General features: G+C 59.6%; 10 protein-coding genes. 4 read left to right on the forward strand and 6 right to left on the reverse strand.

Going from position 1 to position 16,286, the window contains the following annotated elements; genetic code table 11:
* Positions 1-96: 96 nt before the first annotated feature.
* Positions 97-954 carry a formyltetrahydrofolate deformylase gene (locus Mal15_RS01360; protein ID WP_147866099.1) on the reverse strand — a complete coding sequence of 286 codons (858 nt, stop codon included), beginning with the start codon at positions 952-954 and terminating at the stop codon, positions 97-99.
* Positions 955-1,058: 104 nt separating this feature from the next.
* On the opposite strand from Mal15_RS01360, the gene Mal15_RS01365 reads away from it, so the two are divergent.
* From Mal15_RS01365 to Mal15_RS01375, 3 genes are all read left to right on the forward strand, one after another.
* The gene (locus Mal15_RS01365; protein ID WP_390623523.1) at positions 1,059-1,526 is read left to right on the forward strand and encodes a YkgJ family cysteine cluster protein; all 468 of its coding nucleotides are present in this window, start codon (positions 1,059-1,061) and stop codon (positions 1,524-1,526) included.
* A gap of 59 nt (positions 1,527-1,585) precedes the next feature.
* Positions 1,586-2,926, forward strand: a complete 1,341-nt coding sequence (gene hisS, locus Mal15_RS01370; protein WP_147871796.1) for a histidine--tRNA ligase — start codon at positions 1,586-1,588, stop codon at positions 2,924-2,926.
* A gap of 155 nt (positions 2,927-3,081) precedes the next feature.
* Positions 3,082-6,543, forward strand: coding sequence for a hypothetical protein (locus Mal15_RS01375; RefSeq protein ID WP_147866101.1), 3,462 nt, complete (start codon positions 3,082-3,084; stop codon positions 6,541-6,543).
* 45 nt (positions 6,544-6,588) lie between these two features.
* On the opposite strand, the gene Mal15_RS01380 is transcribed toward Mal15_RS01375, so the two are convergent.
* Positions 6,589-7,680 carry a hypothetical protein gene (locus tag Mal15_RS01380; RefSeq protein ID WP_147866102.1) on the reverse strand — a complete coding sequence of 364 codons (1,092 nt, stop codon included), beginning with the start codon at positions 7,678-7,680 and terminating at the stop codon, positions 6,589-6,591.
* A gap of 412 nt (positions 7,681-8,092) precedes the next feature.
* Positions 8,093-9,139: an exonuclease/endonuclease/phosphatase family protein gene (locus tag Mal15_RS01385; RefSeq protein WP_147866103.1), complete on the reverse strand. Its 1,047-nt coding sequence runs from the start codon at positions 9,137-9,139 to the stop codon at positions 8,093-8,095.
* 698 nt (positions 9,140-9,837) lie between these two features.
* Between Mal15_RS01385 and Mal15_RS01390 the strand changes: the two genes are divergently transcribed.
* Positions 9,838-11,691 (forward strand): sulfatase family protein, encoded by a 1,854-nt coding sequence (locus Mal15_RS01390; protein WP_167546570.1) that lies wholly within the window; start codon positions 9,838-9,840, stop codon positions 11,689-11,691.
* 314 nt (positions 11,692-12,005) lie between these two features.
* On the opposite strand, the gene Mal15_RS01395 is transcribed toward Mal15_RS01390, so the two are convergent.
* From Mal15_RS01395 to Mal15_RS01405, 3 genes are all read right to left on the reverse strand, one after another.
* Entirely contained in the window at positions 12,006-13,568 is a 1,563-nt protein-coding gene (locus Mal15_RS01395) for a sulfatase family protein (protein WP_390623458.1), read from the reverse strand.
* Positions 13,569-13,980: 412 nt separating this feature from the next.
* The gene (locus tag Mal15_RS01400; RefSeq protein WP_147866106.1) at positions 13,981-15,438 is read right to left on the reverse strand and encodes an AI-2E family transporter; all 1,458 of its coding nucleotides are present in this window, start codon (positions 15,436-15,438) and stop codon (positions 13,981-13,983) included.
* Complete coding sequence (locus Mal15_RS01405; RefSeq protein ID WP_147866107.1) at positions 15,438-16,283, reverse strand: hypothetical protein; 846 nt, start codon at positions 16,281-16,283, stop codon at positions 15,438-15,440. Before Mal15_RS01405 ends, Mal15_RS01400 begins: the two co-directional genes overlap by 1 nt.
* Between the last annotated feature and the right edge of the window lie 3 nt (positions 16,284-16,286).

Here is a 16,286-nt window from a genome sequence, read left to right on the forward strand (position 1 = left end):
CATCCGCAGTCTTAACCGTAGCTACCTTCGCCAGAAGGTGGATTCCCCTGCACCCCTCGCTCTGGCGAGCGTAGCTACGTAAGAGCCGCTGTCCAGCTACGCCCGCTTTCGGGCGATGACCCGATGGAAATGCAATTCGACTTCGCGATCGACGACCCGTCGGACCCCTTCGGCCAGGCACGCCGGTTCGTTTTCCCTTTCGCCGCGGGCGATGATCGTTTCCAGATCGGTGCCGGGATCGACGCTGAAGGTGCGTTGGTTGATCGTCTGGTTTCCCGCATCGAGTTCGGGAATGATGAAGTGGCAGGTCGCGCCGTAGGTCAACATGCGGGCGCCAAAGGCATCGTGGTATGGGCGAAACCCGGGAAAGCCCGGCAGCAATCCGTGATGCAGGTTGATGATCCGACCGCCGGCGAATTGCCAGCAGGTGCTCGGGGGCAGCACGCGCATGTAGCGGGCCAGGATCACATAGTCGACGTCGTATCGGTCCAACAGGCGAACCATCTCGGCGTCATCGGCCTTGCCCGAATCGTCACCGATGCGGTGGTAGGGGACATCGAATTCCTCGGCCAGCGAGGCCAGTTTCTTGCGGTTGGACAAGATGACGGAGGCTTCGGCGGCGATCCGCCCGTCACGGATCGAATCTAAAATGGCCCGTGGAGTGTGGTCGACGTAGGTGCAGCAGATCGCCAACCGTGGTGTTTTCCGGCGGTCGGGGCTCCAAACCCGGATGGCCAATCCGGTGTGGTCGCCGATTTGCACCATGGCCGACTGGAGCGTCTGGAAATGGTCCTGATCGATCGAAATCCGGCACAACATCGCGAACAACTGTTCTTCGTCGTGGTCATACATTTGGATTTCGGTGATCCGTGCCCCCTGACCGGTGACGTAGTGAATGATCGGATCGGCCAGACCGACATTGTCAGGCCCGAGTGCAGTGATGACGACTTCCATTAAACTGTTTCCTCTGATATCCAGATTGTCGCTCGAATTCGACTTTTGTTCCATCCCCAGTTTCGCTCCCCGCCAGGCCGGACGCCGTGAACGCACTCCCCCCCATTGATGCCGCTGCCAATCCGATTCGCCTGAAACGCGATCAGGTGCCCCAAGGCGACAATTTGTGCGACCATTGCACCGCCAAGTGCTGTCACTACTTTGCCTTGCCGATCGATGAACCGGCGAATCGCAAGGATTTTGACTATATCCGCTGGTATTTGCTGCATGAGCGGGCGACCGTCTTCGTGGAAGACCACAGCTGGTATCTGTTGGTGCACACCACTTGCAAGCATCTCCGCGATGATCACCGCTGTGGCATTTACGAAACCCGGCCCCAGATTTGTCGCGACTACACGACCGACGATTGCGAGTTCGACGACGACTGGTGCTACGAACAGTACTTTGAAACCCCCGAGCAGATCGACGAATATGCCGACGCGCTGTACGGGCCTCAATTCCCAACACCCGACCTGGACCCGAAAGATTCTCTGCGCAGCCGGCGGCCGAGCGGTTTGCCGGTGGTGAACTAGTGGTCCGTCAACCCAGACGGACCACTCGCTGTCCAACAACAACCCCCAACCAGATGTCATTGATTAAGCCACGAACGCTGAACGGATTTCGCGATTACCTGCCTGCGGTGATGATCCCGCGAGAACGATTGATGGAGACCGCCCGGGGCGTCTTTCGCTCCTACGGTTTCGCACCGATCGACACACCGACGCTGGAGTACTTGGAGATTCTGACCGGCAAGGGCAGCGACGAAACCGACCGCCAGATCTATCGCTTTGAAGACAACGGCGGCCGCGCCGTCGGCATGCGTTTCGACCTGACCGTTCCCTTGGCTCGATTTGCGGCACAGCACATCAGCCAGCTCGGTACACCGTTCAAGCGTTATCACATCGCTCCGGTGTGGCGCGGCGAGCGACCCCAGGCCGGACGTTACCGCGAATTCGTGCAATGCGACTTCGATACGATCGGGACGAAAAACGTGATGGCCGATATCGAGACCGTCGCGGTGATCAACCGCCTGCTCAGCTCGATCGGCTTCGACGCCTTTACGATCAGCGTCAACAACCGCGCCGTTTTGACAGAGTTGTTGCGTCATTTGGATCTGGCCGCTCAGTCCGTCGCCGTGCTTCGTTGCCTGGACAAGCTGGGGAAGATCGGACGCGAAAAAGTGGCCCAGGAGATGTGTGAGGTCGCAGACGTCTCGGCCGCACAAGCCGACAAGGTGTTGCAACTGGCCGAACTGGACGGCGAACCCGAATCGATCTTCGACGCACTGCCCGCGATCACCGGCGGCAGCGAACAAGCGTTGGCGGCGATCGAACGTTTGAAAGACGTGTTCACCGGGGCGCTCGCCGCCGGCGTGCCTCGCCGACGGATCAAGATCGACGTCTCGATCGCCCGCGGCTTGGATTACTACACCGGCGTGATCTTCGAAACCACGCTCGACGATCTGCCCTCGATCGGCAGCGTGTGCAGCGGCGGTCGCTACGACAACCTGGCCGGGCTGTACACCAAACAGGAACTGCCCGGGATCGGCGCCTCGTTGGGGCTGGATCGGCTCCTTGCGGCGATGGAATCGCTCGGGTTGCTATCCGACTCCGCAACGACGGCCCCCGTTTTGATCACGTACTTCGACGCCGATCACCGAGATGATTACTTGAAACTGTCGGCGCGATTGCGTGATGCCGGGATCGCCAACGAGTTGTACCCCGACGCCAAAAAACTGGGTGTCCAACTGAAATACGCCGATTCCCATGGTTTCCGGGTCGCTCTGATCGCCGGGGGCAGCGAATGGGGGGCGGGGACCGTGCAAGTCAAAACGCTGGCAACGAAGGAATCGGCCGAGATCACCTATTCTCACGACGCGCCCGGTGAACTGACGGACTCTCTGAATCGAATCCTTGCGGGCGAGTTACAATAAAGCGTCTGGGAACAAATGACGCGGGCAGGCCCGTTGGTGTTTCGCCAGACAGCGCCGTTTGACGTAGCTACGCTCGCCAGAGCGTGGAAATCGCGGAGAGACCACCTTCTGGCGAAGGTAGCTACGCCACTCCACTTCTCCATCCACAAGGCACCATGTCCACCGTCGCACCACCCGTCTCGCCGTCGCAGCATACAGGTGAACCAGCGCGACGCTCGGCCGCCGAGCAGTTGATCGAGCAGCGGATCGAAGAGGCGCGTCGCGCGCTGTGGTGGAGCGAATTGACACGCACGTGTCTGATGGTCGTGATCGGTTCCATGCTGGCCCTGTTGGTGTGGCTGGTGATGGACCACTGGTTCTATTCCCCAGGCAGGCTGGTCCGTTCGATCAGCTTTGTGTCCCTGGTCGCCGTCGCGTGTTGGTTTCTGATCCGCCGCGCCTGGCCCGTGATGACCTCGCGCGTCACCCGCGAATATGCGGCCTGGGCGTTGGAACAGGATCACCCCGACTATCGCCAGCAATTGACCAGTTATGTCACGCTTCGGGATGACCAAGCGCGACGCGGCATTCGCGCCCGCGTCGTCAAGGTGATCGGCACACGAGCGGCTTCGTTGCTGAAGTCGCATGACATGTTGCCGCGCGAAGCGACCGGTACGTTCAAGTGGTGGATCACCGCGGCGGCGGTGTTTGCACTGTTGGCCGCCTACTGTGTCGCTTCGCCCAAAAGCTCACTCGCATCGGCCAAACGATTGGCGGCTCCGCTGGCGTCGATCGATCCGGCGCGGCGGGTCAAAATTGATGACGTCCGTCCCGGCGACGCCGAAGCACTTGCCGGTCGCGAGCTCGAAGTCTCGGCCGCCGTCGATGGGCTCCGCAACGGCGAGGCGGTGATGTGTCGCTGGTCGGGAAGCGGGACGACGCAAGAGTCGGAGTTGGTGCTTGACCCCAGCTCCAATCGTTTTACCGGAACGCTGCGGCTGGATCATGCCGCCTCGGGGATCGTTCGCTACACCGTCGCCGCCGGTGATGCGGTCGCCGGGCCGTTCGAATTGTCGGTCGAAAACGTTCCGGTTGTTGCCGTGGAAAGTGTTCGCTATCAGCCGCCCGAGTACACGCGGCGAAAGCCGCGCACCACGTCCAGCCCGGCGATCACCGCGATCGATGGGACCAAGATCCGGATCACGGCGAAAACGAATCGTCCGATCGCCCGTGCCGAGCTGCAATTCAATCCGAAACCACTCGGGGACACCGTCCGCGCAACCGCCGGTCGCATGCCGATTGCGATCGGAGACGATGGGGTGACGTTAACCGCCGACGTGACGCTGCGCTGCGCCCGCGGGAAAACGGCGAGCGTCGAATTGGAAAGTTACCGGATTCGTGTTTGGGACTCGAACGACCAATCCAACCCCGATCCGATCGTCTATCCGATCAAGGTCATCGCGGATCTGCCACCCGAAGTCGCGATCGTCGTTCCCAAAAAGTCGCCGATCGAAATCCCCGTCGGTGCTCAACAGATCATCGAAGTCCATGCGATGGACGCCGACTTTGAACTGGAACGCGTGACGCTGCGGATCGAGCGCGGGATCGACACCTTGGAAGACCCGGTCATTTGGGTGAAGCCCGAAGACGGCAGCGGCAAGGGCAACCAAGTCATGGAGTATCGGTTCCGCCCGCTGGAACATCTCTTACGAGCCGGTGATGTCGTCCGAATCTCGGCGACCGCGATCGACAATCGCATGATCCCCGGCGATCAGAGCGTCCAACCGAATCAGACCACGACCGATCCGATCGAAATTCGCATCGTTGACGACGCCGAACCCTTGCCCGAAGACCCAACGGGAAACGACGGTCTGTCACGCCCCGATGACCGCCCGGCCAGTGATGTCGAGAAGTCGCAGCAGGGAGACGGTCAGCAAAACTCCGGCGAAGGTGGCCAGGGTCAAGGTTCCACCGGCCAGGGTGAGACTGGTCAGGGTGATCAAAGCCAACAAAACGGCGGTGGCGAGGGGGCGGCCGGTGAGCCGTCGGGAGAACAACAAGAACCCGATCAAGGCGATCAGGGTGGCAGCTCCCCACAATCATCCGGCGGCGAAAATGCCAGCGGCGAAAACATGGGGAAAGACGCCCAAGGCCAATCCAGCGACCAACCGGCGTCCGGCGACCAAGGTGGTGATCCATCAGGCGAGCAGCAATCGGAGCCCAACGACACTGGCAACAACGAAACCGGCAACAACGAAACCGGCTCCGATCCTTCTGACGCGACCCAAACCGACGCACAGAGATCGCCACAGGGCCAAGGGGATCAAAACGCTGCCGATGGGGCGAGCGGTGATCCGAGCGGGCAGTCCCCGAGCGGTGATCAAGGTAGCGGCACACCAAAAACTGACGGCTCCGAACGCCAAAGCGACGGCGGCGCCGATGCGCCGCGTGGCGAAAGCGATGGGGCCGGCCGCACCGGAAAACCCGACGGTCAGGGCGGGCAGTCTGGATCCGATGCGCCTGAACCGGGCAGCGAGCCGTCCAGTGCACCGCCCGAACACGACGGGCAAGCCTTTGAACGGATCAAAGACTTCATCGAAAAACAGAAGCAGAATCAAAACCGATCCCAAGAGGATTCGGCAGCGGGCAAGTCCGATCCCTCGAAGCAGGATGGCGGCGATTCTCAATCGGGCGACTCACAGACCGGTGACGCTGAAAACGCTGACTCTGAAACCGGCGACGCCGGAGACCGTCCCTCGCAGACCGAGCAAGCCGACGCAAGCGAAAACAGCCAAACATCGAAGTCGTCCGACCCGGGATCGGACGCTCGCGACTCGGCGGACGGTCAAAAGACGGAACAAGGCTCGGGGGACTCAAAGTCGCCACAAGGTGAATCATCCGACGGCCAAGAAGGTGGTGAAAGCGGTGACGCCACGCAGTCGGACTCGGAAGGTGGCCAACCGGGATCCAACGAGCAGGAATCGGGAGAGCAGGGATCGGGAGAGCAGATAGCGGGAGAGCAGAAAGCGGGAGACGGTCCGGAGAGCGAATCTCGACCGGGGGATTCACCACGACAGCCCGGTGACCAGGAGGGCCAGCCGTCCGGTGGCGATCGCAGTTCGGACCAACGTTCGGATGCGACCGGCGAATCGAATTCATCTCAATCGACCAATTCGCCGACGGGGCCGTCGGAATCGCCCAGCGAGTCCTCGGGCAGTCAAGGCACGGGAACCGGAGCATCCGACGACGCCGCAGATTCTGGAGCCGAAACACCGCCCGAACCCGATTTGGAGTACGCGAAGAAGGCGACCGACATGGTGTTGGACTACCTGGATGAAACACGCGACCAAGTGGACGAAGACTTGCTCAAAGAACTCGACTGGACCGAGCAGGACCTGCAGCGATTTCGCGAGCGATGGGAAAAGGTGCGTCAGTTAGAACAACCGACACAGCAAGGTGAGTCGACCGACGAGCTTCAAGATGCCCTCCGCAGTCTCGGATTGCAGCAACGACAGGGGCCGAGTCAATCGGCGCGTGAATCGGCCGACTCGCTACGAAACCTGCGGGATTCGGGGAACCGCCGCAAAGCCCCGCCGGCAATTCGCGACGCCTTCGATGCCTTCCGGCGCCGCAGATAATTACCGGCCGCAGGTTACGCGTTACAAAGCTTCTCAGTTTCGACCCTATCGAGCGATCGAAGTCTTTTCACCGTCGTGGGTGATCTGTCGAGCCATCAGCACGACTCGATCCTTGACCTTCACCGGGACGCCTTGCACCGTGATCGATGCGCCATCGGTGACTTTGGCATCCAGTTTGTCTTTCGGCCCAAGATCGACCATCAGCGTCTTGTCGTCCTCGGTGTTGATTTTGGCAAGCTGGTGATCTGAACCGCGGAACTTCACCGTCTTGGTCTTCTCGATCTTCCCGTGGTACTTTTTGCCGTTGCGGTCGATCGTGATGGAGCCATTGTCGGTGGTCGCGTCGGTGGCGATCAAAATCGGGGTCTCACCGACATTGGTTCCATGACCGGAAACGTAAAGCTTGTCGCCGGACGACAGCTGAAGCTGATCCTGTTTGGGTCCCAGATCGACCATGATCGAGCCCTTGCCCGGTTGATTGACCTTCGCCACCAAATGGGTTCGGTCGCGAACGGTCACGGTCTTGGTCTTTTCCACCGTTCCGCGAGCGGTCGTCGGAGTTGAGACCATTTGCTTCTGTTGATTACGGCCTTGTTCTTTCGCCTGGGCGTGTGCTTTATCGGCGTTCTTGCCGCCGGCTTTCTCATCTGACGCGGCGTCAAAGGCGAAGTAGTCGTAATCCTCGTACATCCCATCGCCGTCGGTGTCGCGATAGGTCGCAACGGAGTCATACAGGCCGTCGTCATCTACATCGTCGTAGATGCTGTAGGAGTGTTGGTCCCAGGTCCCGTATCCGTCATCGTAATAATCATAGAACCAGTCCGAATCATTTCCCTCGCGGTATCCGTAATTAGAGTACTGGTTCCAGTCGTTGTCTTGATCTGTGCTGGTGGCGTTGTCGGCGAAGTCGAATTTTTCGTCGTCCCAGCGTCCGATCGCTTCGTCGGTCGGGTTGTAATCATTACCGTCGAACCACTCGCTGACGTCGTACCAAGCGTCGTCTTCGTAGTAGGACGTGTAGTCACCGAATTCGCTGTCCGTGCCCAATGGGCTATCGGCTCGCAACGCGGTCACCGGCATTGCGACGGCGGCGCCCAGTGCGGCGGCTAACAGTAGTCGTTTCTTTTGAGTCGTCATGGATGTTCTCCTGGATGCAGTTGTGGAAATGTCACCCGCACCATGCAAGTGAACTGCGAAACAGAGGGTCGCAAAGACGATGCCAAAGCGTGAAACACCGCGAGACGACCGGTAAAGACGGGCGGTTTTGGGCCGAATTTGATCAACGAAACGAACCGATTGTTCAATCAGCCACCAGATCGGCTACATACCGGGCAGCCCGAATCCGACCAATGCCCGTTGGCATCACCACAGATCTCAAGAGGGCGGGACGAGGCTGTTGCAACTGAGAAAACCCATGGATGGCAAGGCGTACCCACGGATGAAAACACACCACCGATGGGTGGCCGCATGCCAGCGCGATCGGATGAGGGGGAAGAAGATTTGCAAGGCAAGAAAATGCGTGAAAGCCACCACCCTCAAACCTCAAACCTCACCCTCCGCCGCCTTCGGTTGCAGTGAACTCGCCGAAAACCGGCAAGTGGCTGCTGACCGCTTCGGCCTGGCTGAGGTTCAGGTTGAACAAGCGCAGGAAGTCGACGGGGCCACCGCGGCCGACGAATTCGTTGGTGCGGTTGCGATCGACCAGGATGTTGCAGGTTTGGTGTCGGCTAAAGATATCGGTCGTGGTGCTGTCGACCGCTGCGACGACGTCGGTGCCCATCACTCGAGGAATCAGATAGGAATCGTCGGCTTGAAACAGCCCCGCCATCACCACATCGTCTTCGCCTCGCCCGTCCGATCGCACCGATGCAAAGATCCCCGGCAGCAAGGCGACCTCGACCGGCGCTCGCGCCAGATTAACACGCACGTTGACGACCGAAAACGTCCAGGCGGACTGGACCGACGGCTCGGCCGCGCGAAACCAGGCCACCATCGGGGCATAGGTCATTTGGTCTTGTGGATCGGCGACGGTGTAGGTTTGCGAGCGATCGATCTGGACGCGATTGACATTGAACAGGATTGCCAACTGTTCCGGCCGATCGCTCGGTCCGGAGGGTTGTCCGAGCACGAAATCAAAGTTTCGTCCGCCCTCGTTGATTTGGTCGACCAATCGCGGCACCAAGTCACGTTCGACCGCGGTGATTTGTTGAAGTGCGATGACGTCGAACTTGCGAATCACCCGAGTCAAGTTCAGCCGACATTCTTCGCTGGCCAATTTGCTCGGTCCGAATCCGCTGAGCGCCCACGACCCGATCCGCAGGTTGCGAACCTTTTGCTCCGGATCGCTCGGCCGTGCGGCGTAGGCCGCCGGCGCCGCGTAGCCGCCGGCAGAACGTCCGCCGGCTTGGTTGGCCGAGACAAACATCAGGTCATCGATCGGATCCACCTCGTCGGCCGGGCGCTCTGACTTTGGCGTGATCGTCACCTGGTCCAGCCCCGCGATCTCAAAATGCTGGGCGACGTAGAACCCGATCCCCAACAAGATCAGCGTCACGACCAGTAAAAAGAACGGGCCCTTTCGTCGTTGTTCTTCCATTTGATGAAAAGGATAGGCACACATGGTCCGCCGCCTTGGTGAACAGAGTCGCCTCTGGCACCCAACGGGGTCGGAAAGGAATCGAAAGTCACACTCGGACGCGCACAATCGCCCAAGTCGAGCATCGGCAGCACAGACGGGGGCGATTCAGCCAGGTGTCGGAATTGTCCGATTCGATGCAAGACAGAGGCGGCAAGACTGTCAGAATTGGTGCGAGCGGCCGAAAAGGTGACGCTGTGGCATCGCCTCGCACCCTCGTTCCGAGGTTCCGCCTTGGAACGCGCTGCAGGTGTGGCTCCAGCCACACGCTCCTACACACGTGCGGCGGAGCCTTGGATGTGCAAGCTCTGGATTCTGCGGTGGTTCAGAATTCCAGCAACACCATTCCGCGACGGATGGTCGACTCACGGCAGCCATCGGGCGGCGAAACACGAGTGACATCAGCCGATTCGCGGAAGCGTTCGGGCCCCAGCGTTCGTGGAGGCCCGTAGGCTAGCGCCAAACGGCTGATCTCCACGGGGTCTAAACGAGATGGAAAACCGCAAAGCCTCTTTCAAGGCGACGGGCGCGACGCCTTCGTCGAGGCGGACACGATGAGGCTGCTTTGCACGGCAATCCGAAGTGGAATAGGATGCACTGTCTTGCGATTCCCACCGCAACGTCCACTTGAGTCACCGACACTTGTACTCGGCACAATCATGAATGCAGTCCGATTAACGATCCTGGTCATCGCGGCATCTTTCGCAACGATTGCCGTCGCGAAAGACCGTCCCAATATCTTGTGGCTATTTGCCGAAGACACGTCGCCGTGGATGGGGTGCTACGGCGATCCGGTCAACCAGGGCCGGACGCCGAACATCGATTCGCTGGCCGAGCGTGGTGTGCGGTTTTCCCGAGCCTACGTCCCGGCGCCCGTTTGTTCGGCGTGTCGATCGGCCATCATGGGTGGGATGAATCAAATCCGATTCGGCGCCCATGAACATCGCTCCAGCCGCGGTCCGGCCAAAATCCATCTTCCCGAGAACATGAAGCTGTTGCCCCAACTGGTCAAAGAGAGCGGCTACTTCACGTTCAACCTTGGCAAAGACGACTACAACTTTGTTTGGGATCAAGCGGCGACTTATTCGTTGCAAAAGAAGCGTCGCGATGCAATTGATTGGCAGGAATTGAAGGACAACCAGCCGTTCTTTGGCCAGATTCAAACGGCCGGGGGAAAGAACAACACGACGAAGTTTCCAGCCGATCGCAAGACAGATCCGCAATCGGTGACTGTTCCGCCGGACTATCCACAAAACCAACTTTACCGCGAAACCGTCGCACAGCATTACGATGCGATCCGAAAAGACGACGACTTCATCGGCACCGTGTTGGAGGGACTGGAAGCAGCGGGGTTGGCCGACAAGACCATCGTGGTTTACTTCGGCGATCATGGCGCCAACAACTTGGTGCGACACAAACAGATGCCGACCGAGGGCGGGTTGCACGTTCCGTTTATCATCGCCGGGCCTTCGCCTTATGTTCCCTCGCCCTCGGTTCGCGATGATCTGGTGGATCTGCTGGACCTCTCGGCAACCACGCTCGCCTGGGCCGGAGTCGACAAACCGGATTGGTATGAAGGTCAGGATCTGTTTGCCGAAGTCGTCGTGCCGCGCAGCTATGTCGCCGCGGCCAAAGACCGGCTGGATCACACGATCGACCGAGTTCGCACGATTCGCACCGATCGGTTTCGTTACACGCGGAACTTCAAAACTGACCGCATTTTTTTACAGCCCCAGTACCGCGACAAACGACCGTTTCTGCAAAACCTGCACCAGCTTTATCAGTCCGGGGAACTGTCGCCGAAGTTGACGGAAATCTATTTCGGCGAGCGGCCGGCTGAAGAGTTTTACGATGTCCAAGCCGATCCCAGCCAAGTCAACAACTTGATCGGTGATCCCCGTTATCGTGACGAGATCCAACGCCACCGCAAATTGCTTGACGAGTGGATCGCGGCCGGTGACGAAGGCATCGGCGAAGAGTCGCTGGAGGAACTGGCGTACCAAGCCAATGGGCACAAGTGGGGCGAGGGGGTGAACCCGGAATACGAGGTCGTCCGCTCGGACGGCGATGGTGACGGACTGTCCGACGACTGGGAACGCATCAACGGGCGTGATCCCGCCGACGGTCGGTTGCGGTTCACGTTTGATTGTGGCGGATGGCAAACCGAAGGCTGGACCGCCGACGACAGTGCCGTGGGCAATATCGCGGGTCGCTTAGGGTTTCTGGACTTTCTGCTCCCAGATGGAACGGCGTCGATCGGCCGGACGGGGCTGAAGCTGGATCCGGAAAAGAATCAAGGAGATCTGGCCATCGAGCTTCGCTGCTCACCGGGCACCAAGGTTATGTTCACGGCCGGGGATGACGCGTCAACGGCCGTGACCCGAGATGCAACCGAAACGATTCGCTTTCCGCTCGATTGGAAAGACACCGTCGACCGAATCGGATTGCGATTCGACGGTCCGCCCGGATCGGTCGTGGAAATCGATTCGATCTCCGTGGTTCCGGCGAAGTAAGGGTCTGCCAGAACCATCGCAATCTGGGGAGGGATGGCAGAATGATTCGGGGCAGAATAATGGGGGCAAAACGATGGAAACGCTAGCGGGAAGCGTTACGGCCTGTTGATTTAGTTCGATCACACGTGGGATCAGCCGTTTCGCGCGAGCGTACGGGCTTCCTGTACCAAGAAAACGCTCTGGCGCCCGTAGGCTCGCGCCAAACGGCTGATTAAATCGACAGGCCGGTTAGCGAGCGGCCCACGCAGGGACCACGCTCGATAAGAGAGATGGGACGGTAGGATTGCGCCCGCCGGCGGATCAGTGCTGGACGATCATCGGGACTGACCGCTCTTGGCAGCGGCCTGTTCGTATTGTTCGGCCGGGATCCATTTCAGATCGTCCCAGTACCCAGTGTCGTTGGGTTGGACGGGGCCGTCGGTCGTTCGGCCGCGGAGGATGATCTGGGTGGCTTTGGCTTGCAGGTCCCAGGCGATGGGCTTGTTTTCTGCGATGACGTCGGTCGTTTCACCCGGGTTATCGTCCAGATTGTAGAGTTCGGCGCCGAGTTGACCGTGGGGCAGGACCAATTTCCAGTTGCCTTCGGTGATCGCAAAGCGTCCGTTGATCGAGTGATTGATCAACGGCAACCGCTGGCGGTTGCTGACGGGATTAACCAGCACCGATGCAAAGCTGTGACTGTCGACGCCTTCGTCTGCTTGGAGGTCAATGTCCAGCAGGTCGGCGATCGTTGCCAACAGGTCGATCTGTCCGACCGGCCGATCCCAGCTGCGTCCCGGTGACAAGATCCCCGCCGGCCAGCGGACAAAGAACGGAACGCGATGACCGCCTTCGTAGATCGATCGTTTGCCTTCGCGATAGTGCAGATTACTGCGGTGGCCGAATTCGCCGACGCGTTCCTTCCAGGATTTCTCCGGACCGTTATCACTGGTAAATACGATCATGGTGTTTTCGGCCAAGTCGGCATCGTCCAAGTACTTCAAGATGCGGCCGACGTGGTGATCGGTTTCGATCATGAATTCGCCGTAGCCGCCACAATCGCCCTGGCCGTGGAACTCGGGCAACGGGCATACGGGATAGTGTGGTGATGTCAGCGGCAGATACAGAAAGAACGGCTTTTCAGAATTCGCTCCCCCGGTGTGACCCTTCATCCACTCGATCGCCATGTCAGTGAAACGGGTCAGACATTGGTTGTCGATGAAATCCGGTGCGACCTCCATGCCCCGTTTGCCGAGTGCTTGTTGCGTAGCTTGGGGAGTCGGCTGATACGGCGGCTTGATCCGATAGTCCACGTGCCGCTTGTTCGGTTTCTTGGCGGTGAAGACCGTTGGCGGAACTTTGGCATAGCGGCCTTCGAACCAGGCCAGCACGCCGTAGTTGAGCGACGCGGGGACGCCGAAGAAGTAGTCAAAGCCCTTGTCCAACGGCATGTCTTGGACCGGCTGAGACCAATCCCGAGTTTGATGATCCTTTCCCGGGAAATCCATCCCCAAATGCCATTTGCCGACCATCGCCGTCGCGTACCCGTTGTCTCGCAGCAGCGACGCGATCGTGGTTCGGTTGTCCTTGATCAGACATTTCCCCTCGGCCCCCATCACGCCGGTTTTCAACGTCGTCCGCCAGCAATAACGACCGGTCAGCAATCCATAGCGTGACGGGGTGCAGACCGAATCGGAGGAGTGTCCGTTGGTAAACGTGATGCCTTCGGCGGCGATTCGATCCAGGTTCGGCGTTTTGAACTTGGCATCCGGGTTCAAGCAACTGGCGTCACCAAACCCTTGGTCATCGGTGTAGATGATGATGACGTTCGGGCTTGTTGATGACTCGGCTTGAAGCGACGGGGCGCAAAGTGATAGTGCAATCAGGGCTGCTGCCACCAGTACTCCGAAACGCGCAATTCGGTGTGGCAAGCGGTGGCAATGGGGGCGGCGGAAAACGGAGTGCGTTGACGCAGTGAATTGAATCATGTTGATTTTCAGGCCCTGGAAGGCTGATCTTTGGTCGCTTGGATCGATCTCGCGTGCCATCATACTTGGCTGCTCACTTCGCACCAAAACGTTGGCGGCGGTCGGCAAAACCACACGGTGCCGCGGCCGATAGTGTCAGCTTTCCAAACTCCCGCGTCAAATCTTCGCGGCGACGCGTTGGAGCCGCGAAGCGGATCTGGAGCCCGTCTGGCGGCAGCCTTCGCGCAACTCATCATTCTGCCCCGTATCATTCTGCCATTCCTCCCCCGACTCCCACCGACGTGACAGGACACCGTAGCCGGGTCGAGAGGCGGGGAGAGCTTTATGCCGCGGCAGCAGAGCTCTCCAACCGACCGGCCATGATGTTGGCGATTTGACGGGTCGGTTCGAATCGCTCCAGCACGATCTTCATGGCCGCGGTGATCGGCGTCGCCAGGAACATGCCGATGATGCCCCACATCATTCCCCAAAACATCAACCCCAGCAGGATCGTGACCGGGTGCAGGTCCGATGAATTGCCCATCAACTTCGGCTCCACCACGTTTCCGCTCAGGATCTGGATGGCCGAGGTCGCCACGATCACCGAAACCATCCATGTGATGTTTCCGGAGGGATCCAACAAGATCAGCGGGATCGGCAGCAAACTGGCCACGATCGGACCGATGTTGGGGATGAAGTTCAACAGAAACGCGAGCACTCCGAATGACAGTGCCATCGGGACACCGAACATCCGCAACGTGAGGCCAAAGACGGCGCCGGTGCCGATGGAGATCACGGTTTTGAGTGACAGGTAGCCGCGAATCTGGGTGTCGATTTCGCGCAACGTCGCCGTTTGGGCGTAAGATGATTTTCCCAACAACAGAAAGAAGACATAGATCAGCACGACGATGCTGGTCGACACCAGACTCAAGAACGCCTGCAACACGACCGAAATGCCGTCGCGGACGAAGGCGTCGACCAATTCAGTCGCCTCTTTCATCCGCGCCGATTCCACCGGCGCACTGCGGGAGTGGATTTGCAGGGTCGGCGATTCGGCCAGTGGCGGTGATAGCTCGTCTGCGAGCTCGGGCGACCCTTCGGCGGCCTCGTCGTCGACGATGGCTTCATCGGTATTCATCGCGGTCGCGGCATCGGTTGACGACGGATCAGCGTTGTCGTCGGCTGGTGGCTCTCCGTCGGCAGCGTCCTGGCTCGGTTCAACCGCTGGGATCGCTCCGTCCGATGGGGGCGGCTGGACGGAGGCCGCCGGCGGAACGGGCGGCTCGGGTTCGATCGCAGCCGATTGTTCGGCAAGCTCCGTTGGCGATGCGATAGGATCGGTGCCGGAGGAGAGCGTTTGGTCTTCACCGGTCGGCGTGTCGGCGTCATCTTCGGCGGAAAATCGGTCTCCGGTGAATCGTTTCAGCGACAGGGAATCAAATGAGAGCGTGTCGTCAAGCTTGTCCACCAGTTGCCGCACGCGAATCCGGTAGTCGTCTTTGTTCTTTGCCAGATCGATGATCGAAAAAGAGATCGTCAATCCGAACACACCCATCAGGCCGACGCCCAACAAGAACGCCATACCAGCGGCAACCACCCTCGAAACGCTGAAGCGGTTTTCCAGGTAAGTCAAGATCGGCCCGACGCCGCTGACAATGAAACAAGCGACGACGAACGGGACCAGCACCGGTCGGAGCCAGTAGACGAGGTAGATTCCGGCGACCCCCGCCAAGACCATCAAACAGACGGTCTGGATCTGCTGGTCGCTGATCCGTTTGCCCGGCTCGTCGGATTCTGACATCAGGAATTCTTACGGTTAGAGCTGCGGGGGATAGGGGGATAGGGGGACAAACTGCTCGGCGAAATCACTTCGGCGGGGATTTCCAGGAACCGATCCAAGGTCGAGGAAATCCGCACGATGGTGTCCCAGTTCTCGCGAACCAGTGGTTGCGAATGGGCCAGATTATTGCGCAACCCTTCGACTTGGCCCAGGGTGGTTTTGATTTGCGTCCTCGACCGATCCCAATACGTCTTCCGCAGCTCCTCGGATCGCGAGAGCAGTTGGCCTTTGTCACCGAGTTGCAGGCAGTCGACCAGCCGAACCGATTGATTGCGTCGTTGTCGTTCGTTTTGCAGCGAGACCGCTTTTTCGATCCGAGCGGCGGAGACGAATTCCTGCCACGAATCACCCGGATAATGATTGGCGACGATGCGAGTCAGGCTGATTTCGAACAGTGTGACCATGCCGAACAGCCACATCCGCATCGGCGGCTTTTCGAAGTCATCGCGGACGATCACGCCGACCGGTTGGGCCAGGGTGGACACCAGCAAGTAGTCGCGCTGGCAGAGTTCGCTGACCACCGTGTGCAGCGGCGTCGTCGCGGGGACGATCCGGGTTTCGGCCAGCGGGATGGTTTGATCGGCCAAGGGGCGATCGTCGAAACAGGCTTGCTCGATACATCCGATGACCAGACCGTCGCGACGGATTCCGACCACCGACAACGGACGATCGAGCATGAATGTCCGCACGGTGTCGATCTCGGCCGTCGCGTCGAAGGACGCCAACGGCTCGGCGAGATCCTGTGCGACGAATCCTTCATGGAAGACCCGCCGCAGGCTATCAACCGTATTGGTTTGGCCTTGCATCAG

The organism is Stieleria maiorica, assembly GCF_008035925.1.
Taxonomy (GTDB): domain Bacteria; phylum Planctomycetota; class Planctomycetia; order Pirellulales; family Pirellulaceae; genus Stieleria; species Stieleria maiorica.

Bases quoted from the DNA above. Each gene is read 5' to 3' on its own strand.
- Mal15_RS01375 (WP_147866101.1), top strand. From the start codon at position 3,082: ATGTCCACCGTCGCACCACCCGTCTCGCCGTCGCAGCATACAGGTGAA.
- Mal15_RS01380 (WP_147866102.1), bottom strand. From the start codon at position 7,680: ATGACGACTCAAAAGAAACGACTACTGTTAGCCGCCGCACTGGGCGCC.
- Mal15_RS01400 (WP_147866106.1), bottom strand. From the start codon at position 15,438: ATGTCAGAATCCGACGAGCCGGGCAAACGGATCAGCGACCAGCAGATC.
- Mal15_RS01405 (WP_147866107.1), bottom strand. From the start codon at position 16,283: ATGCAAGGCCAAACCAATACGGTTGATAGCCTGCGGCGGGTCTTCCAT.
- Mal15_RS01385 (WP_147866103.1), bottom strand. From the start codon at position 9,139: ATGGAAGAACAACGACGAAAGGGCCCGTTCTTTTTACTGGTCGTGACG.
- Mal15_RS01360 (WP_147866099.1), bottom strand. From the start codon at position 954: ATGGAAGTCGTCATCACTGCACTCGGGCCTGACAATGTCGGTCTGGCC.
- Mal15_RS01390 (WP_167546570.1), top strand. From the start codon at position 9,838: ATGAATGCAGTCCGATTAACGATCCTGGTCATCGCGGCATCTTTCGCA.